At 69.1% G+C, this 21896-nt stretch carries 24 protein-coding genes; 16 read left to right on the forward strand and 8 right to left on the reverse strand.

The window, feature by feature from the left end; all coding sequences use genetic code 11:
- Positions 1-150 precede the first annotated feature (150 nt).
- The 5 genes from ACQPYH_RS18310 to ACQPYH_RS18330 are packed head-to-tail and all read left to right on the forward strand — an operon-like array spanning position 151 to position 5720.
- Positions 151-1080: an ABC transporter permease gene (locus ACQPYH_RS18310; RefSeq protein WP_432892800.1), complete on the forward strand. Its 930-nt coding sequence runs from the start codon at positions 151-153 to the stop codon at positions 1078-1080.
- Positions 1080-2078: an ABC transporter permease gene (locus ACQPYH_RS18315; RefSeq protein WP_432892802.1), complete on the forward strand. Its 999-nt coding sequence runs from the start codon at positions 1080-1082 to the stop codon at positions 2076-2078. Before ACQPYH_RS18310 ends, ACQPYH_RS18315 begins: the two co-directional genes overlap by 1 nt.
- The gene (locus tag ACQPYH_RS18320; protein WP_432892804.1) at positions 2071-3069 is read left to right on the forward strand and encodes an ABC transporter ATP-binding protein; all 999 of its coding nucleotides are present in this window, start codon (positions 2071-2073) and stop codon (positions 3067-3069) included. The genes ACQPYH_RS18315 and ACQPYH_RS18320 overlap by 8 nt, the downstream gene beginning before the upstream one ends.
- Positions 3066-4040: an ABC transporter ATP-binding protein gene (locus tag ACQPYH_RS18325; protein ID WP_432892806.1), complete on the forward strand. Its 975-nt coding sequence runs from the start codon at positions 3066-3068 to the stop codon at positions 4038-4040. The genes ACQPYH_RS18320 and ACQPYH_RS18325 overlap by 4 nt, the downstream gene beginning before the upstream one ends.
- Positions 4041-4049: 9 nt before the next feature.
- Positions 4050-5720, forward strand: coding sequence for an ABC transporter substrate-binding protein (locus ACQPYH_RS18330; protein WP_432892808.1), 1671 nt, complete (start codon positions 4050-4052; stop codon positions 5718-5720).
- 14 nt (positions 5721-5734) lie between these two features.
- Here the strand turns inward: ACQPYH_RS18330 and ACQPYH_RS18335 are convergent, their stop codons facing one another.
- Together ACQPYH_RS18335 and ACQPYH_RS18340 are read right to left on the reverse strand one after the other, a co-directional pair.
- A complete protein-coding gene (locus tag ACQPYH_RS18335; RefSeq protein ID WP_432892810.1) occupies positions 5735-6226 on the reverse strand; it encodes an HAD family acid phosphatase in 492 nt (163 codons plus the stop codon).
- Entirely contained in the window at positions 6219-6767 is a 549-nt protein-coding gene (locus ACQPYH_RS18340; RefSeq protein WP_432892812.1) for a GNAT family N-acetyltransferase, read from the reverse strand. The genes ACQPYH_RS18335 and ACQPYH_RS18340 overlap by 8 nt, the downstream gene beginning before the upstream one ends.
- 22 nt (positions 6768-6789) lie before the next feature.
- Between ACQPYH_RS18340 and ACQPYH_RS18345 the strand changes: the two genes are divergently transcribed.
- The 3 genes from ACQPYH_RS18345 to ACQPYH_RS18355 all read left to right on the forward strand — a co-directional run bounded on the left by ACQPYH_RS18345 (position 6790) and on the right by ACQPYH_RS18355 (position 11650).
- On the forward strand, positions 6790-7611 hold the full coding sequence (locus tag ACQPYH_RS18345; RefSeq protein ID WP_432892814.1) for an oxidoreductase: 822 nt from the start codon (positions 6790-6792) through the stop codon (positions 7609-7611).
- A gap of 161 nt (positions 7612-7772) precedes the next feature.
- Positions 7773-8900 (forward strand): metallophosphoesterase family protein, encoded by a 1128-nt coding sequence (locus ACQPYH_RS18350; RefSeq protein WP_432892816.1) that lies wholly within the window; start codon positions 7773-7775, stop codon positions 8898-8900.
- Positions 8897-11650 carry an AAA family ATPase gene (locus tag ACQPYH_RS18355; RefSeq protein ID WP_432892818.1) on the forward strand — a complete coding sequence of 918 codons (2754 nt, stop codon included), beginning with the start codon at positions 8897-8899 and terminating at the stop codon, positions 11648-11650. Before ACQPYH_RS18350 ends, ACQPYH_RS18355 begins: the two co-directional genes overlap by 4 nt.
- Here the strand turns inward: ACQPYH_RS18355 and fdhD are convergent.
- Together fdhD and ACQPYH_RS18365 are read right to left on the reverse strand one after the other, a co-directional pair.
- A complete protein-coding gene (fdhD, locus tag ACQPYH_RS18360; RefSeq protein ID WP_432892819.1) occupies positions 11634-12467 on the reverse strand; it encodes a formate dehydrogenase accessory sulfurtransferase FdhD in 834 nt (277 codons plus the stop codon). The genes ACQPYH_RS18355 and fdhD overlap by 17 nt on opposite strands.
- Before the next feature lie 17 nt (positions 12468-12484).
- Positions 12485-13450, reverse strand: coding sequence for a phosphotransferase family protein (locus tag ACQPYH_RS18365; RefSeq protein ID WP_432892821.1), 966 nt, complete (start codon positions 13448-13450; stop codon positions 12485-12487).
- A 56-nt stretch (positions 13451-13506) separates the two neighbouring features.
- On the opposite strand from ACQPYH_RS18365, the gene ACQPYH_RS18370 reads away from it, so the two are divergent.
- Positions 13507-14112: a trimeric intracellular cation channel family protein gene (locus ACQPYH_RS18370; protein WP_432892823.1), complete on the forward strand. Its 606-nt coding sequence runs from the start codon at positions 13507-13509 to the stop codon at positions 14110-14112.
- On the opposite strand, the gene ACQPYH_RS18375 is transcribed toward ACQPYH_RS18370, so the two are convergent.
- Both ACQPYH_RS18375 and ACQPYH_RS18380 read right to left on the reverse strand, forming a co-directional pair.
- Entirely contained in the window at positions 14095-14805 is a 711-nt protein-coding gene (locus ACQPYH_RS18375) for a MerR family transcriptional regulator (protein WP_432892825.1), read from the reverse strand. The two genes, ACQPYH_RS18370 and ACQPYH_RS18375, sit on opposite strands and share 18 nt — an antisense overlap.
- Before the next feature lie 40 nt (positions 14806-14845).
- Positions 14846-16021, reverse strand: a complete 1176-nt coding sequence (locus tag ACQPYH_RS18380; RefSeq protein WP_432892827.1) for an MFS transporter — start codon at positions 16019-16021, stop codon at positions 14846-14848.
- 72 nt (positions 16022-16093) lie between these two features.
- Here ACQPYH_RS18380 and ACQPYH_RS18385 point away from each other — a divergent pair, with 72 nt between their 5' ends.
- The 3 genes from ACQPYH_RS18385 (at position 16094) to ACQPYH_RS18395 (ending at position 18559) form a co-directional block, all read left to right on the forward strand.
- Positions 16094-17164 carry a ferrochelatase gene (locus ACQPYH_RS18385; protein WP_432892829.1) on the forward strand — a complete coding sequence of 357 codons (1071 nt, stop codon included), beginning with the start codon at positions 16094-16096 and terminating at the stop codon, positions 17162-17164.
- Positions 17161-17964 carry an inositol monophosphatase family protein gene (locus tag ACQPYH_RS18390; RefSeq protein WP_432892831.1) on the forward strand — a complete coding sequence of 268 codons (804 nt, stop codon included), beginning with the start codon at positions 17161-17163 and terminating at the stop codon, positions 17962-17964. Before ACQPYH_RS18385 ends, ACQPYH_RS18390 begins: the two co-directional genes overlap by 4 nt.
- Before the next feature lie 295 nt (positions 17965-18259).
- Positions 18260-18559, forward strand: a complete 300-nt coding sequence (locus tag ACQPYH_RS18395; RefSeq protein WP_130379292.1) for a DUF4193 domain-containing protein — start codon at positions 18260-18262, stop codon at positions 18557-18559.
- A gap of 76 nt (positions 18560-18635) precedes the next feature.
- On the opposite strand, the gene ACQPYH_RS18400 is transcribed toward ACQPYH_RS18395, so the two are convergent.
- Both ACQPYH_RS18400 and ACQPYH_RS18405 read right to left on the reverse strand, forming a co-directional pair.
- Positions 18636-18962 carry a DUF4235 domain-containing protein gene (locus ACQPYH_RS18400; RefSeq protein WP_432892833.1) on the reverse strand — a complete coding sequence of 109 codons (327 nt, stop codon included), beginning with the start codon at positions 18960-18962 and terminating at the stop codon, positions 18636-18638.
- Positions 18963-18990: 28 nt separating this feature from the next.
- Complete coding sequence (locus ACQPYH_RS18405) at positions 18991-19446, reverse strand: DUF3093 domain-containing protein (RefSeq protein ID WP_432892834.1); 456 nt, start codon at positions 19444-19446, stop codon at positions 18991-18993.
- Positions 19447-19498: 52 nt separating this feature from the next.
- On the opposite strand from ACQPYH_RS18405, the gene dut reads away from it, so the two are divergent.
- The 4 genes from dut (at position 19499) to ACQPYH_RS18425 (ending at position 21878) form a co-directional block, all read left to right on the forward strand.
- The gene (dut, locus tag ACQPYH_RS18410) at positions 19499-19951 is read left to right on the forward strand and encodes a dUTP diphosphatase (RefSeq protein ID WP_130450488.1); all 453 of its coding nucleotides are present in this window, start codon (positions 19499-19501) and stop codon (positions 19949-19951) included.
- An 86-nt stretch (positions 19952-20037) separates the two neighbouring features.
- Positions 20038-20691: a DUF3710 domain-containing protein gene (locus tag ACQPYH_RS18415; RefSeq protein WP_432892835.1), complete on the forward strand. Its 654-nt coding sequence runs from the start codon at positions 20038-20040 to the stop codon at positions 20689-20691.
- Positions 20692-20710: 19 nt separating this feature from the next.
- The gene (locus ACQPYH_RS18420) at positions 20711-21100 is read left to right on the forward strand and encodes an OB-fold nucleic acid binding domain-containing protein (protein WP_134098895.1); all 390 of its coding nucleotides are present in this window, start codon (positions 20711-20713) and stop codon (positions 21098-21100) included.
- Complete coding sequence (locus ACQPYH_RS18425; protein ID WP_432892837.1) at positions 21093-21878, forward strand: DUF3159 domain-containing protein; 786 nt, start codon at positions 21093-21095, stop codon at positions 21876-21878. Before ACQPYH_RS18420 ends, ACQPYH_RS18425 begins: the two co-directional genes overlap by 8 nt.
- Positions 21879-21896: the final 18 nt, after the last annotated feature.

Consider the following 21896-nt stretch of genomic DNA (forward strand, 5'->3'; position numbering starts at 1 on the left):
TCCACCAGCGGAGCGTAACCACCCGACAGCAGCTATCCGAATCCACAGTTACCAACACGAGATTCTCGGAGTTCGAGATGCAACGCCGGTGGTGGAAGGATGCGGCCTAGGTTTTGTCGGCTGTAACTTTCAAACCAGTCGGGAGTGCTTGTGAGTTCCTCGGTCGCCGGGACCGTTTCGCCCACCCGGCAGGCGTTGCGCCGGTTACGGCGTGACCGCAGCGCGCGGGTCGGCGTCGTACTGGTCGTTCTGCTGATCGTGATCGCGGCGGCCGCGCCGCTGCTGGTGCGGCTGGCCGGCCAGGACGCGACGACGTACCACATCGATCTGCTCGATCCGAACCGCGGGAACGCCCCGGCGGGCGCGCTCGGCGGGGTCAGCGGCACGCACTGGTTCGGCGTCGAGCCGTTGACCGGCCGGGACCTGTTCTCGATCGTCGTCCTCGGCCTCCGGACGTCGCTGACCATCGCGATCGTCGTCACCGCGATCACGACCGTCGTCGGCACGCTCGCCGGTATCAGCGCGGCGTACTTCGGCGGCTGGTACGACGCGATCATGTCGCGGCTGCTCGACTTCCTGTTCGGGTTCCCGCAGCTCGTCTTCATGATTGCCCTCGGCATCATCATCCCGGCCAGGTTCCCGCGCTGGCTGCTGCTGATCCTGGTGCTGAGCTTCTTCGGCTGGGCCGGCCTGGCGCGGCTGATCCGCAACCAGGCCCGCTCGCTGGTCGCTCGTGAGTTCGTCGAGGCCGCCCGCAGCGTCGGCTCGACCGGCTGGATGGTCATCACCCGCGAGCTCCTGCCGAACCTGCTCGGCCCGGTCCTGGTGATCGCGACGCTGGCCATCCCGGGCTACATCGGCGCAGAGGCGGCGCTGAGCTTCCTCGGCGTCGGCGTACCACCACCGACACCCAGCCTCGGGCGGTCGATCTCGGACTCGATCGCCTGGGTGTACACCGGCGCGGACCCGTGGTTCCTGCTGTTCCCGGGCACGGTGCTGTTCCTCGCCGTCCTCGGCTTCACGCTCCTCGGTGACGGCGTGCGGGACGCGTTCGACGTCCGGCTGCGGAGGACGAGCTGATGCCCGACCTCGTCTGGTTCGTGATCCGGCGGCTGTTCGCGGCGCTGCTCGTGATGCTCGCGCTGAGCCTTGCCGTCTACCTGGTCTTCTACGCGATCCCCGCCGACCCGGCCCACCTGGCCTGCGGCAAGCCCTGTACGCCGGACCGCCTGGAGCAGGCGCGGCACTTCATGCAGCTCGACCAGAGCACCCTCCAGCAGTACCTGAGCTTCCTGAAGGGCGTCTTCGCCGGCCGCACCTTCGGCGAGGGTACGGCGGCCGTGCACTGCAACGCGCCGTGCTTCGGGTACTCGTTCCCGCTGGCCCGCCCGGTGACCACGCTGATCCTGGACCGGCTGCCGGTCACCGCGTCGATCGCGCTCGGCGCCGCCGTACTGTGGCTGCTCCTCGGTGTCTCGCTCGGCGTGATCGCCGCCCTGAACCGCGGCCGCATCCTCGACCGGCTCGCGATCGGGGTCGCGCTGGTCGGAGTCTCGACGCCGGCGTTCCTGCTCGGTCTGCTGGCGATCCTGGTGTTCGGGTTCTGGCTCAACATGGTCCCGGTCAACGGCTACGTCCCGCTCACCGAGAGTCCGGTCGACTGGGCCTGGCACCTGATCACGCCATGGCTCGTGCTCGCGATCCTGCAGGCGGCGTCGTACATCCGGCTGACCCGTTCGCAGATGCTCGAGGAGCTGAACCTCGACTACATCACCACGGCCCGGGCCAAGGGCGCCGGCGAACTGCGTGTGGTCCTGACGCACGGCCTCCGCGGCGTACTCGTGCCGGTCGTGACGCTGTTCGGCCTCGATCTCGGCGGTCTGCTCGGTGGTGCGATCCTGACCGAGAAGGTCTTCAGCATGCAGGGCCTCGGTGACCTGCTGATCAGCGCGGTCGGCTCGCTCGACGTCGCCGTGGTCGTCGGCGTGACGCTGTTCTCGGCGTTCCTGATCATCCTCGCGAACCTGGTGGTGGACATAGTGCACGGTTTGCTCGACCCGAGGGTGAGTCATGGCTGAGCCGGTGCTGGAAGTGCACGACCTGCACGTCACGTTCTCGACCGAGGGCGGGCTGGTGCCGGCGGTCGACGGCATCGATTTCGCCGTCGCGCCGGGGGAGACGCTCGCGATCGTCGGCGAGTCGGGCTCGGGCAAGAGTGTCAGCTCGGCCGCCGTGATGGGCCTGCTGCCGTCGAACGCCGAGGTCACCGGCGAGGTGCTGCTGGACGGCCGCGAGCTGATCGGCCTGCCGGGCGACGACCTCCGCAAGATCCGCGGCAACGACATCGCGATGGTCTTCCAGGACGCCCTGTCCGCCCTGAATCCGTATTACAGCGTCGGCTGGCAGGTCGCCGAGGCGTACCGGCTGCACCACGACGTCTCGAAGAAGAAGGCCCACCAGCGGGCGATCGAGATGCTCGACAAGGTCGGCATCCCGGACGCGTCCCGCCGGGCCGACAGCTACCCGCACGAGTTCTCCGGGGGAATGCGGCAGCGGGTCGTGATTGCTATGGCTCTGGTGAACGATCCGAGGGTGCTGATCGCGGACGAGCCGACGACCGCACTCGATGTGACCGTGCAGGCACAGATCATGCGCCTGCTCGACGACGTGCAGGCGGAGTTCGGTACGGCGCTGGTCCTGATCTCGCACGATCTCGGCGTGGTCGCCGAGGTCGCGGACGACGTCCTCGTGATGTACGCCGGTCGCGCGGCCGAGCGCGGTACGGTCCGGGACATCTTCTTCCGGGCCGCGCACCCGTACGCGCTCGGGCTGCTCGGGGCGATGCCGCGGGTCGACGTACCGCCGAAGCCGCGGCTGACCACGATCCCCGGCACTCCACCCACGCCGGGATCGATCACGACCGGTTGCCCGTTCCAGCCGCGGTGTGCGTACACGCATCTGGTCGGCGAACGCTGCATCACCGAGCGTCCCGAGCTGACGCCGCGTCCCGGTGAGGGCGATCACGAGGCTGCCTGCCACCTCGGTCGACGGCCGGAGGTGCTCTTGTGAGCGAAGAGCTGCTGAACCTCAAGGACGTCAAGAAGTACTTCGGTCTGCGCGGCGCCCCGTGGCGCAAGGCGCAGGCCGTCCGCGCGGTCGACGGCGTGAACCTCGTTGTCCGCAAGGGCGAAACGGTCGGGCTGGTCGGCGAGTCCGGATCGGGTAAGTCGACGTTGGCCCGCGTGGCGACCCGCCTGCTCGACCCGACCCACGGCCGGGTCGAGATCGGCGGCACCGACGTCACCAAGGTCCGCGGTCGTCGGCTCCGGCCGATCCGCCGGCGGATCCAGATGGTCTTCCAGGACCCGCAGGCGTCGCTGAACCCGCGGCAGTCGGTCGGCACGATCCTGAGTACGCCGTACCGCGCGCAGGGGATCCGTCCGACCCGGGCCCAACTGGTCGAGCTGCTGGAGCAGGTCGGCCTCGCCGAGCAGTACCTGGAGCGGTACCCGCACGAGTTCTCCGGCGGTCAGCGCCAGCGGATCGGGATCGCCCGCGCGTTGTCGGTGAAGCCGGACCTCCTGGTCTGCGACGAGCCCGTGTCGGCGCTCGACGTGTCCGTCCAGGCGCAGGTGCTGAACCTGCTCGCCGACCTGCGCGACGAGCTCGGCCTGTCGTACGTGCTGGTCGCCCATGACCTGGCCGTCGTCCGTCAGGTCGCCGACCGGATCGCTGTCATGTACCTCGGCACGATCGTCGAGGAAGGCCCCGCCGCGCAGGTCTACGAGGCGCCGGCGCATCCCTATACGAAGGCACTGCTGTCCGCCGTACCGGTGCCCGAGCCGGGCGTGGTCCGCGATCGGATCGTGCTGACCGGCGACGTGCCCACGCCCATCGACCCGCCGTCCGGATGCCCGTTCCGGACCCGCTGTTACAAGGCACAGGACGTGTGCGCGACGCAACGACCAGTGCTCGAACCCGTGGCAGGGAATACAGAGCACCGGGCCGCCTGCTACTTCCCTGAGCCCCCACCCTCCTGAGAGGACATGATGAAACACCTAACCCGAGCGGTCGCGGTAGCGGCCGCACTGGTGTTGGCGGCGGCCGCCTGCAACGCCAATGACAAGACCGCCACCGGCGGCAGCACCGCGGCCGCCGAGCAGGGTGGCACCTGGCACGTGCTCACCACGAGCAAGGAGATCAGCCTCGACCCGGCCAAGAGCCAGAACCTGGGGATCAGCACGATCCACCTCGTACTGCGCGGCCTGACGTCCTGGAAGACCACGGAGGGCAAGGCGGCCGAGCTGGTCCCGGACCTGGCCACCGACACCGGCCAGGCCAGCGACGGCGGCAAGACCTGGACCTACAAGCTGAAGTCCGGCCTGAAGTACGCCGACGGTTCGCCGATCGTTGCCGCTGACATCAAGTACGGCGTGGAGCGGTCGTTCGCGCCGGAGCTGTCCGGCGGACTCGGGTACCACAAGTCGCTGCTCGTCGGCGGCGACAAGTACCAGGGCCCGTACAAGGGCGGCGAGCTGGCCTCGATCGAGACGCCGGACGACACCACGATCGTGTTCAAGCTGAACAAGCCGTACGGCGACTGGCCGTGGATCGTCAGCATGCCGGCGTTCTCGCCGGTGCCGAAGAAGGCCGACACCGACCCGGCGCACTACGGTGAGAAGCCGGTCGCCAGCGGCCCGTACCAGGTGAAGTCGTACGCACCGGGCTCGAAGCTCGAGCTGGAGCGCAACCCGAACTGGGACAAGTCGACCGACCAGGCCCGGACCGGCCTGCCGGACGCGATCGTGCTGGAGATGGGGCTGCAGCCCGACGTGGTGAACCAGCGACTGATCGCCGACGCCGGCGATGACAAGTTCGCCGCGACCACGGGCGTCTCGGTCCCGGCCGCGCTGATCCCGACCGTGAGCGGCAACCCCGCGGTCAAGGCCCGGGTGGCCACGTCGCCGTCGGGTGCGCTGCAGTACCTGGCGATCAACACCCAGCGCCCCGCGCTCAAGAACCTGCAGGTCCGGAAGGCGATCGAGTACGCCGTCGACAAGCAGGCCGTCCAGGTCGCCGAGGGCGGTCCGGAGTACGGCGGTGACATCGCGTCGACGCTGATCACGCCGGGTATCGACGGCTACAACAAGTTCGACTCGTACGAGGCGCCGCCGGCCGGCGACCCGGACAAGGCCAAGCAGATGCTGGCCGCGGCGGGCGTCAGCAACCTGAAGCTGGTGCTGGCCGCTGACCAGACCAACGGTCTGGGCGTGGCGCAGGCGATCCAGCAGGGCCTGAAGCGGGCCGGTATCACGGCGACCATCAAGCCGCTCGACTACGAGCCGTGGAGCGACCTGGTGACCGGCAACAAGCCGGACTTCGACCTGACCGTGTCGAGCTGGCTGCCGGACTTCCCGTCCGCGATCGGCAACATCCAGCCGCTGTTCGCGAGCTCGGAGATCGGCAACGGCGGTTACAACATGTCGCGGTACTCCAACCCCGCGGTGGATGCGGCGATCGCTGCGGCGACGGCCGAGACCGACCGGGCCAAGGCGGCGAGCATGTGGGGCGCGCTGGACAAGCAGATCATGGCCGACGCACCTGTCGTCCCGCTGATCTACGCCCGGAACGCGTTCCTGCACGGGTCGAAGGTGCAGAACTTCTACCTGTCCGCCTACCCGCCGTACCCGAACCAGTTGATCGTCGGGCTCAGCAAGTAGTCCTGGGCAAGTAGTTACGTCCGGCCCTCGTGTTCCTGGGCCTCGAAGAGGGTCGGCTGGGTCTCGGCATCGAGTCCCCAGTCGGCCCTCATCACCGTGTAGCCGGCCTTCTCGGCGGCGGCGATCACCTTGACGTCGTCATCGACCAGTACGGCGACCGGGCGCTGCTCGGCGAGGCGTTGCAGCCGGCCGAGCTTCATCAGCGTCGACGGGCGCCGGTCGGTGTTGCCGCGCATGTACAGCTTGCCGTCCGGGAAGCCGTTGTCCTTCAGCCACTTCACCGTGTCCCGTCGCAGCCGCTCAGGCCGCCCGGTCAGGTAGACGATCTCGTGCTCGGTCGCCAGCGTCGTCGCGACCGCGAGCCCCTCGTCGAGTACGGCGTCCTCCTTGGCATGCGCGAAGAACGAGTCCCAGTCCTTCGGCTTCCGCTCGATGAAGTGGATCCGCTGGCTCGTGTCGGACAGCGTCGCATCGATATCGAGTACGGCGTACGGCCTCTCATCCATGCCGACCAGCTTCCCAGGTCGCGCGGTCTACCCCGTAAAGGACCTCGCCGAACTCGGTCCCGGGCAGCGGATCGTCGAAGTGTTCGTGGTAGATCCTCAGGAATCGCAGGCCGGATCGTCGCATCACTGCCCGCGAGCGATGGTTGACCGCCATCGTGTCCGCCACCACCTGCTCCATGCCGAGGCCGAAGGCGTGTGCGATCAGCGCCTGGGTCCCTTCGGTCGCGTAGCCCTTGCCCCACGCGGCCCGGTTCAGGCGGTAGCCGACGCCGGCCGTCTTCGCGTCGGCGGTCGGTTGCAGCCCGAACCAGCCGATGAAGCCTTCCGCCGCCTCGGCTTTGAACGTCCCGAGCTGCGGATGCTCGGCGTACACCTTGAGGATCTCTGGCAGTACGACGTTCTCGATCTCATCCCGTGGGGTCGGCTGACCGGTCAGGAACCGCATCACCTCAGGGTCGGAGTCCAGCGCCACCAGCAGCTCGACGTCGGCCGGGGTGAACCGGCTCAGTGTCAGCCGATCGGTCTCCAGGTAGGTCGCCACCTTCGGATCGTAGGCTGTTCGCATGTCTGAGGTCTGGTTGATTACGGGTGCTGGCGCGGGATTCGGACGGGCGTTGACGGAGGAGGCGCTGGCGGCCGGTCACACCGTGGTCGCGGCGGTACGACGGCCCGAAGCGATGGGGCTGGAGCACGAGCGGTTGTCGGTGGTGAAGCTCGACGTGACGGACACCGCGGCGATTCCGGCGGTGGTCGCGGACGTGGTCGCGAAGCACGGGCGGATCGACGTACTCGTGAACAACGCCGGGCGCGGGATGGTCGGCGCGGCCGAAGAGACGACCGACGAGGAACTGCGCGGGTTGATGGAGCTGCACTTCTTCGGCCCGGTCGCGTTGACGAAGGCCGTGCTGCCGGGGATGCGGGAGCGCAAGAGCGGCACGATCGTGCAGTTGAGCAGTCAGGGTGGCCGGTTCGCGTTCGCCGGGATCAGCGCGTACAGCGGGTCGAAGTTCGCGATCGAGGGCTGGTCGGAGGCGCTCGCGGCCGAGACGAAGCAGTTCGGCATCCGCGTGGTGATCGTCGAGCCGGGCGCGTTCCGTACGTCGTTCAACGAGCCGAGCGCGCTGTACGTGACCGAGATCAGCGACACCTACGAGGGCCCCGTCGGCGCCGTCCGCGACGCGCTCTCGAACGGGAACGGCACCCAGCCCGGCGATCCCGTCCGCGCCGCACAGGCCATCCTCACGGCCGTCGCCAGCCCCGAACCGCCGCTGCGCCTACCGCTCGGCTCGGACGCGGTCGAGGCGCTCGCCGGCGTCTACGCCGCCGCCCAGACCGAGCTAGCCACCTGGTCAAACCTCTCCCGCTCCGCCGACTTCCCCGCCTGATTGCGCCACCTCCCCCTCTTTGAGCATCGATCAACCGTTTTGCTGACGTGAAAACGGTTGGTCCGTGCTCAAAGAGGGGTGTCCGGAGTGTGGGCGGGTGAGGGTTGCGGGTGTGTTGGGTTGGGCGGTTGTCGGTGGGGCGGGTTAGCGTTCTCAACGCAATGGACGAGTCGATCACGTTTCTGCACAGCTCGGACTGGCAGCTGGGAATGATGCGCCGGTTCCTGGGGCCGGACGGTCAGGCCCGGTGGGGCCAGGCGCGGCTGGATGCTGTCGCACGGATCGGCGAGGTCGCGGAGCGGACCGGGGCGGCGTTCGTCGTCGTCACCGGTGACGTGTTCGAGCACAACCAGGTCGAGCGGCAGACGATCCTGCGCGCTTGTGAAGCCCTCAAGCGGATCCCGGTGCCCGTCGTACTGCTGCCCGGCAACCACGACGCTCTCGAGCCCGGCTCGCTGTGGACGTCGAGCCAGTGGCAGGCGCACGCCCCGGAGCACGTGACGGTCCTGACCGAAACGACGCCTTTCCAGATCCTGCCGGGGGTCGAGATCGTCGGCGCGCCGTGGCGTTCACGCCGTCCGCTGTCGGATCCGGCCGCGCCTGGGTACGCCGACCTCGCGCCTGAGCCCGGGATCGTCAGGATCCTGCTCGCCCACGGTCAGCTGACGAGCCTGTCCGGCGGCATGTCCGACGTACCGACGATCGACCAGACAGCGCTGGAGGCCGCGGTCGCGGACGGCCGGCTGCAGTACGTCGGACTCGGCGACCGCCACTCGACGACTCGGGTGACCGATCGGATCTGGTTCTCCGGGACGCAGGAGGTCACGTCGCCCGAGGAGGACGCACCGGGCAATGTGCTGAAGGTGACGATCGCCGCCGAGACCATCGAGGTCGAACCGGTGCGCGTCGGCGCGTGGCACATGGTCGACCACCGAGTCGAGTTGTTCGACGAGGAGTCGATCCAGGCGCTCGAGGACTGGTTCGCCGAGCTGCCGGACAAGGAGCGGACGTACGTGCGACTGGCCGGCGACGGCTCGTTGCCGCTGCCGTTGCTGAGTCGGCTGGACGCGATGATCGACGCGCAAGGCGAGGTGTTCGCCAGCGTGGAGCGGTGGGCCAAGTTCTGGACAGTGCGACCCGCTCCGGACGCGGCCGACCTCGAGTCGTTGCAGCTGAGCGGTCCCGCTCGCGCCGCGATGGAGGAGCTACGCCAGGCATTGGCCGGCGGGGACGAGGGCGCAGGTGCGGCGTTGTCCTTGATGCACCGATTGGCGCGGGACGCGGGATGAGATTGCACAGCTTGGCGCTACGGGACTTCCGTGGCGTCACAGACCGCATTGTCCGGTTCCGCGCGCTCGGCACCACCGTCGTGGTCGGCGACAACGAGGTCGGGAAGTCCAGCCTGGTCGAGGCGTTCGGGCTGATCTTCGAGCTGCCCGACGACTCGAAGTCGACCCGGATCCGCGACATCCAGCCGGTCGGGCAGGACGTCGGCCCGGAGGTCACCGCCGAGCTGAGCCTCGGCGGCCGCGAGTTGACGTACTCCAAGCGCTGGCTGAAGAACCGTTCCACCGAGCTGACGATCGTCGAGCCGGACGGCCGGCGGCAGTCCTGGACCGGTCGCGAGGCGCACAACGAGGCCGAGCGGCTCTTCCACGAGAACGTCGACCCGGTGCTGTGGCAGACGTTGATGGTCAGCCAGGGCCAGTCGTTGGTGCTGCCAACGCCGGCTGATGCGGAGCCGTTGATCACCGCGGTGACCGCCGAGTCGGGGACGCCGGTCGACGGTGCGTCGATGCCGTTGGTGACTGCGGTCGAGCACGAGTACCTGCGGTACTGGACGCCGCGCGGGAAGCCGACCGGCGACTACGCGAGGTCCGCGAAGACGGTGTCCGCCGCCGAGCTGGGCGCTGCGCAGGCGTTGCAGGCGATGGAGGAAGTCCAGTCCGACATCCGGCGGGCCGAGCGGCTCAACCTCGACCTGTCCGATGTCGACACCCGGCTGTCCGATCACCTGAAGTCGGTCGAGGAGCTGCGCGAACGCAAGAAGGCGACCGACGAGATCCTGCTCCGCCGCGACTCTGTTCGCTCCCGTGCGGAGACGGCTCGGGCCCGGCTGGAGAACCACACCCGGACGCGGCTCGACCGCGAGCGGCTGCTGGACGAGGTCGAGCGGTTCACGAAGTTCGAGGCCGACCTGGCTGTTAAACGCGCGGACGCCGACCTGGTCGCCAAGACCGCGGCCGAGATGGTGCAGGCGGCCGAGGCGGCGCTGGCCGAGGTCGTGGAGCTCAAGGACCTCCGGCGTACGGACGTGCAGGCGGCCGAGCGGCGGGTCTCGGACCTGATGGATCGCGCCGAGCTCGATCGCTTGCTGGGGCAGCAGACCGAGCTGGTCGACGTACGCGCACGGATCGCGGCGGCCGGGACGATCCTCGATCGGATCAAGGTCGACGATGCGATCGTCGCGGCGCTGGAGGACGCTCGGGCGGCAGTGGTCGAGGCCCGCGCGGCGCTCGCGGCCGGCGTACCCGCGGTGTCTGTACGGCGACTTGGCGCCGAGCCCGTGGAGTTGTCGGGGACCGGTCTGGACGGGGCCGTGCCTTCGGAGCTCGGCTTCGACGAGGCGACCGAGGTGCTTGTCTCGGGCGAGCTGGTGATCGGCGTACCGGGCCAGCTCGAGGTGACTGTGCGGGCCGGTGGCGAGGCGGCGACGCTGCGGTCGCGGGTCGACGACGCCGTACGGCGGGAGAAGGACCTGCTGAAGAAGGCCGGCGTGAAGGACGTCGCTGCCGCGCGGGAGCTGCTGCGGAAGGCCGACACCGCGACCGCCGAGCTGAACGAAGCCCGCCGGACGGAGAAGTCGCTGACTGCCGGGGGAGATCCGGGGGAGCGGATCGCCGTCCTGACGGCGCGGCTGGGTCCTGAGGATGACGCCGAGGATGCGGGGAAGCCTGCGGTCGAAGGCGTTCCCGGGCAGATGTCGTTGTTCGCCGAGTTCACGGAGTTCGCGTCGGCGCACGACACGTTGTTCGACGACGTCGCCGAGCACGCCCCGGCCCCGGACGATCTCCCCGGGGCGCAACGCGTGCTCGAAGAGGCGCGGGACTGGCTCGGCGAGGTGGAGCGGTTGCTGGCGGACGCGGAGTTCGCGGCGGCGCAGGCGCGGAAGGCGGCCGACGAGGATCGGTCCGAGGCGCAGAACGCGCGGGCTCGCTCGGAGCTGGCGGGCGAGCGGTTGGCGTCCGCGCTCGAGGCGCTGGAGGCTGCGCGGGCCGTGCTCGACGACGACGGCGTGTCCGCGGCTGAGATGGAGGCGACGGCTGAGGTCGAGGCGGTGCTCGAGGAGCTGACCGTCGTACAGGAGCAGGCGGATGCGGCCGGGGCGGATCAGGTCGCGGGCGAGCTGACGCACGCGTTGGCAGTGGCGAAGCGGCTGCAAGGCGAGCGGGACACGTTGCGCGATGCATTGCGTACGACGGAAGGCCGGCTCGAGCAGTCCGGACGGGATGGGCTCGCGACTCGGCGGGACATGGCCGACCTGGAGCTGGCCGCCATACGCGCGGAGCACGACAGCCTGGAGCGCCGAGCAGAGGCGGCGCGGCGCGTGTACGAGACGCTGAGCCGGCATCGCGCCGAGGCACAGACGAAGTACTCCGAACCGCTGCAGACCCGCATCGAGTCGCTGGGACGCAGCGTCTACGGGCCGTCATTCAAGGTCTGGCTGGACGACGATCTCGCGGTCGCGGAGCGGGAGCTCGACGGCGTACGGCTGCGGGTCGACGCGCTGTCGACGGGCGCTCAGGAGCAGCTCGCGATCATCACCCGCCTGGCCATCAGCCACCTGGTCAGCACCGGCGAGGGCAGCGTCCCCGTTATCTTCGACGACGCCCTCGGCTGGTCCGACAAGGCCCGCCTCCGCGACATGGGCGCCCTGCTGGGCCGCGCCGGCGACCACGGCCAGGTCATCATCCTCACCTGCATGCCCGACCGCTACGAATACGTCCCCAAGGCGACGTTCATCAAGCTGGACGCGTGATCCGCTCCGGGGCTGAGTAGACGACGCAGCGTTCGCCTCGGGTGAAGCCGGCGAGGGTGATGTTGGACTGGCGGGCCAGGTCGACGGCGAGGCTGGACGGGGCGCTGACGGCGACGATCATGCCGATGCCGGCGGCGACGGCCTTCTGGACGATCTCGTAGCCGGCGCGGCCGCTGACGGCGAGGACCAGGCCCTTGCGGCTGTGGTGGTTGAGGACGGTCCAGCCGACGACCTTGTCGACCGCGTTGTGGCGGCCGACGTCCTCCTTCACCACGATCTTGCGGCCGTCGGCGGTGAACAGGCCGGCCGCGTGCAGTCCGCCGGTGCGGTTGAACGTCGTCTGCCCCTCGCGGAGAAGATCGGGCAACCGCCGTACGACGTCGACCGGGACCTCGACCGGGTCCACCGGGTCGTACTCACGATCCGCGAGCTCGTCGAGGCTCTGCTGGCCGCAGACGCCGCAGGCGGCCGACGTGACGCCGTACCGCTGGGGTGGCTCGCGGTCCGGGGGACCGTCGAAGGTGATCGTGACGGTGTTGAACTGCTGCTCGCGGGTCAGCGCCACATCGGTGCAGTAGGCAACCGTCCGGATCGCGTCCGGCCGGACCGCGAACCCTTCACCGAGGCAGAAGCCGGCCGCCAACTCGAAGTCGGAGCCGGGCGTGCGCATGGTGACGACCAATGGTTCGGGCGGTCGTCCCGGCCACTCCAGCCGCAACTCCAGCGGCTCCTCGGTGGTGACGACATCCTCACGCCGCGACGTCCGCTCACCATCGAGCACCTCGACTTTGAACCTCGTGGCCGGCCCTTTGGTCATAGAACAACAGTAGGCGCTCACCAGCCCCGGCGTACGGCGAGCCAGTCGAGGTACGTCCATGCGTGCAGCCGCTGGTGCTCCCGCAGGGCGGGCGTACATCCGGGCGGCGGCGGGGCATCGGTGTTCTTGAACATGTAGGCGGCGATCACCGCGGCGAAGACATCCAGGTGCTCGTCGGGTACGTCGGCCGTCAGCGGACTGCGCTTGATCGCCGCGAACGTGTCGATGCCTTGGTATTGCGCGATCGGCAACAGACCAGCCCAGTCCACCCAGCGCGGCCCGAGCGTCAGCCAGTTCCAGTCGACGATCCAGCAAGTGCCGGTCTCGTCGATCACCATGTTGTCGGGCCGCAGGTCGGAGTGCATCGCCGTGTCGCCGACGAGGATCTCCGGCCCCGACGCCGCCAACTCGGCCAACTCCGGCAGCACCCGCGGCAACCACGGCTGCAAACCCCTCGGCAGCGCGCGCTCACCCGCGAGAATCTGCGCGGGCACGGCAACGTCGTCCTCGACCAGATACCCGAACGGCTTCAAGCCGGCCAACGGACTGGGCCGCAACGCGAGAGCCATCTCCTCACAAGCAGCGGTCACTCGATCGAAGTCGTCTATCGTCCAGGGAGTTCCGGGCATCCGCCCGGCCACCCACTCGGACGCCACCGCGAACCAGCCCTCGACCTCCGCAGTGGCAACGATCGCCGGCGCTCGCACGACGGTCGGAAGTTGTGGCACGACCTCGGCCTCACGCTGGTAGGCACCATAGGCGTGCATCCCGGACGGCGCGGCCTTGATGAACACCTGCCGACCGTCGCCCAGCTGCGCGCGGGCCGCGAACCCACCGGTGAAGCCGGACCCGACCGGATCGGCCACCGAGACGATCTCGGTGCCCAGGGCAACAGCCAGCGCCTCCTGCAACTGCGGAGGCAACGAGTCCCAGGCAGGGCGCTGCGAGGTGGCGGAGTAGTCGACGTCCGGGGCGCGGCTCATGCCCACCAACGATAGAAGTGTCGGAAGCGCAGCGCTTGTGGTTTAGCGTCTGGCGCATGGTGCTGCAAGTTCTCGATCTGGTGGGGATCTTCGTCTTCGGGATCACCGGAGCGCTGGTCGGCGTACGGAAGAAGCTGGACGTGTTCGGGATCCAGGTGCTCGCGCTGGTCACCGGGCTCGGCGGTGGATTCATCCGGGACGTGCTGATCGGCCAGACTCCGCCGGCCGCGCTCCGGGACTGGCGTTATCTGGTCGTCCCGATCGCGGCCGGGCTCCTGACGTTCTTCCTGCATCCGGGGATCGGGCGGCTCGAGCGGCTGGTGAACATCTTCGACGCGGCCGGCCTCGCGCTGTTCTGCGTGACCGGCGCGCTGAAGGCCATCCAGTTCGGCCTGTCGCCGTTCTCGGCCGCGCTGCTCGGCGCGCTCTCCGGCATCGGCGGCGGCGTGATCCGCGACGTCCTCAGCGGCCGCGTCCCGGTCGTACTCCGCTCCGAGATCTACGCCACCCCGGCGCTGCTCGGCGCGGGCATCGTGGTGGTCGCGGCGGCGCTCGAGTACCACGCCCTCTGGGTCCCGATCGCCGCCGCGCTGACCTGCTTCACGATCCGGCTCGTCGCGATCCGCCGCGGCTGGAACGCGCCGCTACCCCGCAACCAGTGACGGCGGCGCCCATCCGTTGACCACGGCAACCAGTTCGACGTACCGATGCCAGCGCGGATCCGCAGTACGCCGCAGCTCGATCATCTGCGCGCGCAGTTCCGGATCCGCCCGCAGCGGGTCGTCCCCGGCGAGGACCAGCCAGCCGGCTGCGAGTCGTCGTACCGAGGCACGGAAGTCTTCTGCCGAGACCAGCTCGGCCAGCTCCAGCCAGGCCTCGACCTGCTGGGGTTCCGCGTCTGGAGCGAGTACGGGTGTGAGGTTCTGGCGAGCTGCGGTGAGTACGGGGTCGTCGCCGAGCGTGTCGGTGAGGAAGTCGGCGATCAGCGTCCGGCGGGCTTCCTCGAAATGTGCAGTCATGTGGATGAGCTCCTCGGGAGTCGAATGAGTGGCCACTGACACGACCGCGTGCTGCGCCTGCAGCGTCCGGATCTGTACGGCGAGTGCGTCGGCATGCGCCGCGAGTACGTCGGCCAGCGTCCGCTCCCGCTCCAGCACCGCCCGCACCGTCTCCAGATCGAGGCCCAAAGCACGCAGTGTGCGGATGAGCTCCAGCCGCGCGACCGCGCTCGCGTCGTACCGTCGATGGCCGGCCGTCGTCCGACGTGAGGCCAGCAGCCCGAGGTCGGAGTAGTACCGCACGGTCTTCACCGATACACCGGCAAGCCGCGCCACCGCACCGATCGAGTGGTCCATGCCCAACACCCTCACATCTCCCGTTACCGGAGATACAAGTCTAGTTGTGGGCGAACCGTTCCTTAGGCCGAGCAAAGGTGATTGAGACGGCGGCAACGATCGCGCACGCGATGCCGACGCCGAACGGGACCCAGTAGGCGTCGGACGGACCCAACACGTCGACAGCGTGCCCAGCGGCAGCGTTGCCAGGTGCAACGCCGAGCAGGATGCCGGTGACGGTCCACGTGATCGCCTCGGTCAACCGCTCCGGCGGCACCCACTCCTCGACGCAGGCGGTAACCGCCACCATCGTCGGGGCGATCGTCATGCCGCAGCAGAAGAGCACCACGCCGAGCATCAGCACGCCGTTGACCCAGGGGAGCGGTGCAAGCGTGACAGCGAGTGCGATCGTGCCGATGAGCAGCCGACGCTCCACGGGAGCACGCCAGTGCACAGAGCCGTACCAGAGCCCGGCCAGCAGGCTCCCGAACGCCCAGATCGCCAGTACGACGCCGGCCAGCCCCGCCTGGCCCTTCTCGGTGGTGAACGCGACCGTGATCACCTCTGCGCCGCCGAGAGTCGCACCGAGGCCGAGACCGATCAGGCTGAGCAGTGTGATCGACAGCCAGGGCATCCGTGCCTGCTCGGTGCCGTCCGACTTGCCACGCCCCGGCGGGTCGGACGCACGCAGTGTGGCCAGCCAGATGCCGCCGGCCAGCCCCAGTACGCCGGCGGCCGTCAGAGCGGCGTACGGGCTCCACTGCGTCGCCAGCGTGGTGACCAGCACCGGACCGACGATGAAGACGACCTCGTCGCCGACCGCCTCCAACGCGAACGCAGTCTGCAGCGCACGGCCACGCCCGAGCAGATGCGTCCAGCGGGCACGGACGAACGAGCCGACCTGCGGACGGGTGCCACCGGCAACGAACGACAGCGCGTAGAGAATCCAGGTGGCGGCGGTCGCACGTACTGCGACGAGCAGACCGCCCAGCGCGATCGTGCAGACCACCGAACCGATCAGCAACAGCATCCGCTGGCCGAACCGGTCGACCAGCCGGCCTTGCACCGGTCCGGTCAACGCACCGGCGATGACCGCGACGCCCGACACCGCGCCGGCCAGGCCGTACGAGCCGCTCTCGCGGGCGATCAGGATCACGATGCCGAGGCCGATCATCGAGATCGGCATACGCCCGAGGATCCCGGCGGCGAAGAAAGCGCCGGCACCGGGACGGCGCATGAGGTGAGAGTAAGGCTTGAGCATGAGAGACCGGGAACACCCTATCCTCCGGCCGTCTGAGAAGCTTGGAATATGTCGCCTGCTGCACCCCCGTACGACGCGGTCCTGCTGCTCTCCTTCGGAGGCCCCGAGAAGCCTGAAGATGTCCTGCCGTTCCTCCAGAACGTGACCCGCGGCCGCGGGATCCCGGACGAGCGGCTGAAGGAGGTCGGGGAGCATTACTACGCCTTCGGCGGCAAGAGCCCGATCAACGGCCAGAACCGCGAGCTGCTGACGGCGCTGCGCGATTCGTTCGACGAGATCGGGCTCGACCTTCCGATCTACTGGGGCAACCGCAACTGGGCGCCGTACCTGACCGACACGATGCGCGAGATGGCGGCCGACGGCGTACGACGTGCAGTGGTGATCGTCACGTCCGCCTACCCGTCGTACTCCGGCTGCCGTCAGTATCGGGAGAACCTTGAGGACGCTGCCCGGGAGGTCCCGGACGCGCCGCAGATCGACAAGCTCCGGCACTACGCGAACCACCCCGGCTTCGTCGGGTCGTTCGTCGAGTCGACGGCCGACGCGCTGAGCCGGCTGCCCGAGGGCAGCGCGATCGCGTACGTGACGCACTCGATCCCGACCGCGATGAACGCGACCAGCGGGCCCGACGGCAACGGGTACGTCGACTGGCACCTGGACGTCGCTGCGGAGATCACGGCTGAGCTGGAGCGCCGGACCGGCCAGGTGCGCCGTACCGACCTCGTCTACTGCTCGCGGTCCGGCCCGCCGCAGGTGCCGTGGCTCGAGCCGGACGTCAACGACCACCTGGAGGTCCTGGCCGCCGAAGGCGTGCCGGGGGTGGCCGTGGTGCCGATCGGGTTCGTGAGCGACCACATGGAGGTCATCTACGACCTCGACACCGAGGCCGCGAAGACGGCCCAGAAGCTCGGCCTGCCGATGGCGCGGGCCGCGACCCCGGGGACGGACCCGAAGTTCGTCACGATGCTCCGCGACCTGGTCGTCGAGCGGGCAGCGGCCGAGCGCGGCGAGCAGCCGGACCGGCCCTGCGTCGGCAAGCTCGGCCCGGCCTGGGACGACTGCCGCCACGACTGTTGCCCACCCCTGCGTCGCCCTACTCCTCAGAAGGAAGCCGTATGACCTCCCCGGAAAGCTCGCAAGACCTTCTCAAGCTCGCCGTGGAGGTGGCGGAGGAGGCGGCCGGGCTGATCGTCGAACGCCGCCGTGGCACGATCACGGTCGCCGACACCAAGAGCACCCTCACCGACGTGGTTACCGCGGTCGACCGCGAGTCCGAGGAGCTGATCCGGGCCCGGGTCCTCCAAGCCCGCCCGGACGACTCGTTCCTCGGCGAGGAGGGTGACGACGTGGTCGGCACCAGCGGCGTCCGCTGGGTGGTCGACCCGATCGACGGCACGGTCAACTACCTCTACGACATCCCGACGTACGCCGTCTCGATCGCCGTCGAGTACGACGGGGAGACCGTCGCCGGCGTGGTGGTGGACGCGCCGAAGGGCGAGGTGTTCACCGCGACCAAGGGCGGTGGCGCGTTCGCGGACGGCAAGGCGATCCAGGTGTCGGGCGCGACCGAGCTGAGCCAGGCCCTGGTCGGGACCGGCTTCGGGTACGACCCGGCGCGCCGGCAGGTGCAGGCGGAGGTGATCCAGCAGCTGATCACCAAGGTCCGCGACATCCGCCGGATCGGGGTCGGCGCGATCGACCTCTGCTACGTCGCCTGCGGCCGGCTGGATGTGGTGTTCGAACGCGGACTGAACCCGTGGGACTACGGAGCGGGTGCGCTGATCGCGGCCGAGGCCGGGGCGACGGTCGGCGGGCTGAACGGTGCTCCGGTGTCGCCGGAGATGTCGATCGCGGCGAGTCCGGCGCTCTTCGCGCCGTTCCACGACCTGCTGGCCGCTGCGAACCCGTTGCGCGTCTGAGTGTCGTTGAGTGCTCGTTGCTGCGCAGTATCGCGCACTAATGAGCATTTTGGTGTTCGGTCCTGACATTTGTGGCGACACGCGGGCCACAGCATGGACCCAGTCGTGCATTACGGCGCTTTATAGGGCACAATCCCGTCCTCGGGAGAGGTGATTGCCGATCCCGGCCTGGCTGTCAAGGGTTTCGGGGGACGAAGATTCAGCGCGGTGCGCCGACGCGGAATTTCTCGGCCGCTCTACCCGTTCAAGGGCTCAGCAGGCAACACCACGGGTACGAAGAGGGCAGGGAAACACCATGGCGACTGATTACGACGCCCCGCGCAAGACGGACGAGGACGCTTCCGAAGAGTCGATCGAGGAGCTCAAGACTCGCCGTCACGACAAGAACTCCGGCAAGGTCGACGAGGACGAGGCCGAGGCCGCGGAGAGCTTCGAGCTGCCCGGCGCGGACCTGAGTCACGAGGAGCTGGCGGTCCGGGTCCTCCCGCGTCAGGCCGACGAGTTCACCTGTTCGAGCTGCTTCCTGGTTCACCACCGCAGCCAGCTCGCCGAGACGAAGAACGGGCAGCTGATCTGCCGCGACTGCGCAGCCTGACACCAGCGCCCTTCTTCGTAGCAACGCCAGCGGGACCGCTCCCTTCCGGGGACGGTCCCGCTGGTCATGCCTGTTGCTAGTCCTTCTTGGCCAGCCCGGTGTCGGTGCCCTTCACGAGCCGCCGGGTCGCGTCCTGTTCGTAGCCGGGCGGGGCGTACCCGGTGGACTTGAGCCAGTAGGCGGCCGCGCGGCGCTCGGCGAACAGCTTCGCGGCGGCTGCGGCGGCGGCACTCGCGGCGGCCCAGGTGACGACCTCCGCGTACCCGCCGGCGCCGTCCTTCGTCGGCGGCTTCCCGCCCGACCCGAGTTTCCAGGCCGCACTGACCGCCTTGCTCGCGGCCAGGCCGACCACGATCGTGAAGGCGGCCTGCACCAGCTTCCAGCCGATCTTCGCTCCGACCACTGCACTCTCCTTACGCGACTGCTGACAGTCAGGATCTTCCCACGCTGTGCCCCCTCAGCGCGGCAGCCAACCGGTCCGGGTGCCGCGTGGCGATCAGCCAGTACGGCGCAGGGTCGCCCGGGTCGGTGATCTGCACCCGTACGGCGCCCGGCAGGTAGCTGCGCAGTACCAGATAGGCCTTCGGGTCGCAGTCGCGCCCGAACGCCAGCCGCGCGTCCTCACCGGTCAGCGCCTCGACCGTGCCGAGGTACGACCGGTCGATCTCGGCCCGCCCGGCCCGCAGCCGTACGTCGTCGACCTCGACCCGCGCACCGCCGTACCGGACGAACAGCGTCACCAGCAGCACCGCCGCGAGCCCGCCGACGATGATCCCGGCGATCAGTCCGGCCGGCACCGCGGTGATGACGAACAGCGTGATCACAGCGGCGGCGGCGATGATCCACCACGACACCGGCACGCGCAGACTCTCGCGATAGCTACCCACGGACCCAGCCTGGCACGAACCCGTCGCGGCGCGCTCGATAGGGTCGCCTCTCGTGACCGAGGTACTCATCCAGCGCATCGACCCCGAACTCCCGCTTCCGTCGTACGCGCATCCCGGCGACGCCGGCGCGGACCTGGTGGCAGCGGCCGACCTGACCCTCAAGCCGGGGGAGCGCGGCCTGGTCGGCACCGGCATCGCCATCGCCCTGCAGGACGGGTACGCCGCCTTCGTGCATCCGCGATCCGGCCTCGCCGCCAAGCACGGCGTCTCGATCGTCAACGCGCCCGGCACCGTCGACGCCGGCTACCGCGGCGAGATCAAGGTCTGCCTGATCAACCTCGACCCGCACACCGAGGTGACTGTGCGACGGGGCGACCGGATCGCCCAGCTCGTCATCCAGCAGGTGGAGAAGGCACGGTTCGTCGAGGTGACCTCGCTGCCCGGTTCCGCACGCGGTGACCAGGGGCACGGGTCGACCGGCGGCTTCGGCGATGTGACACGCTGAGCACGTGCATCCGTTGACCTGACGGATGCGCGAGACTACGGCGCGGTGCTGAAGTTGTACTAATACCAAGGAAGTAGGCAAGAGCTGTGATCTTCCGCCGCAAGGGCAAGAACGATCCTGAGACGAACGACACCGACGCGTTGGCCGAGGACGGTCCGCTGGATGTGCGCTCCGAGGGTCCGTTCGACTCGACCGAGGTCGACGCCGACGTCCTGCTGGAAGCGGAGAACCGGATCGACCTGGGCGCGCTGGTGGTCACCATCGTGCCCGGGATGGAGCTGGGCCTTCAGGTCGACGAGCAGAGCGGCGTCGTCCAGGCGGTGCTGCTGATGCTCGAGGACTCCGCGCTCGAGCTGCGTGCCTTCGCGGCGCCGCGTTCGAGCGGCATCTGGGACGAGGTCCGGCAGGAGATCGCCGCCGAGGCCAGCCGGATGGGCGGTACGGCGACCGAGAACGACGGCCAGTTCGGCACCGAGCTGGTGCTCGTCGTACCGGTCGAGGACCCCGAGGGACAGATCTTCAGCCAGACCTCCCGCGTCATCGGTGTGGACGGCCCGCGCTGGCTGCTCCGCGCCACTGTGCTGGGCCGCGCGGCGGTCGAGCCGGACGCCGCGCTGCCGATGGAGGAGACGCTGCGCAACGCGGTCGTGGTCCGCGGCGACGAGCCGATGGCCGTGCGTGAGTCGCTGCCGTTGCGGCTGCCGCCGGGTGCCCAGCCGACTCCGACCGAGGAAGCCTGAGCGGACTACACTCGACGTCATGGGTAGCAGCAAACCCGCGGGGTTGTGGAAGCGTGCCTTCCGCGGCCTGGCCGGAGACCGCGATCAGCAGGACGCGGAGGTCCTTCAGGACTTCGCGCAGGACTGCGGCGCGCGTTCCATCACCGGCTGTCACGACCGGGAACTCGTCACGCTGTACGGCACGTTGCGCACGATCACGTTCAGCCCGCGCGGCGGCGTACCAGCACTGGAGGGTGAGTTGTACGACGGCACCGGCACGGTCAAGCTGATCTGGCTCGGCCGACGCAAGATCGGCGGCATCCACGCCGGATCGGAGCTGATCGCGTCCGGCCGGATCGGCGTCGTCGACGGCGACCGGGTGATGTTCAACCCCCGCTACGAGCTGCGACCGACGGCCGCGCATGGCTGAGCCGACGTCACGCCGCGACCAGGTCGAGGACAACCTCGAGGAGAAGCTGGTCGAGATCCTCAAGCCCGAGGTCGAAGCGGCGGCGACCATGCCGCCCGCCGACGAGGAGCCCGGCAAGCCCGCGAAGTCGACCGACAAGGACTTCTTCCACGCGCTGGGCGGCTGGGGCGCACTGCTCGACATCGGCCTGCCGTGGATCGCGTTCCTGGTCGCGTACGCCGTCACCGACCACAAGCTGCAGCTGTCGCTGATGATCGCGGTCGGTATCGCCGCAGTGATCGCGGTCGTGCGTCTGGTCCGCCGGCAGCAGCTGCGCAACATCATCGGCGGCTTCATCGGCGTACTGATCTCGGCCTGGGTCGCGAACCGCACCGGGAACGCGAAGGACTTCTACGTCCCGGGTCTGCTGACCAACCTCGGGTACGGCGCTCTGTACCTGATCACCGTGCTGATCCGCTGGCCGCTGTTCGGCGTCCTGTACGGCGTCATCACGCAGACCGGCACCGCCTGGCGCCGCGACCCCGCGATGCTCAAGGGCTTCTCCCGGGCCACGCTGGTCTTCGTCGGCCTGTTCGCGATCCGCCTGATCGTCCAGGTCCCGTTGTACTTCACCGGCAGCCTCAACGCCCTCGGCATCGCCAAGATCGGCCTCGGCCTCCCGTTCTACGCGCTAGCCATCTGGCTCGCCTACGCCGTACTCCGCGGCTCCCTCCCTGCAGAAAAATGGGACGAAGCCCGCGACCACATAACCCACCTGCTCCGAGGCAACAAGAAGTAAATCGGACACCGCTCCGCG

The sequence above is a fragment of the Kribbella sp. CA-245084 genome (assembly GCF_050942355.1).
Taxonomy (GTDB): Bacteria; Actinomycetota; Actinomycetes; order Propionibacteriales; family Kribbellaceae; genus Kribbella.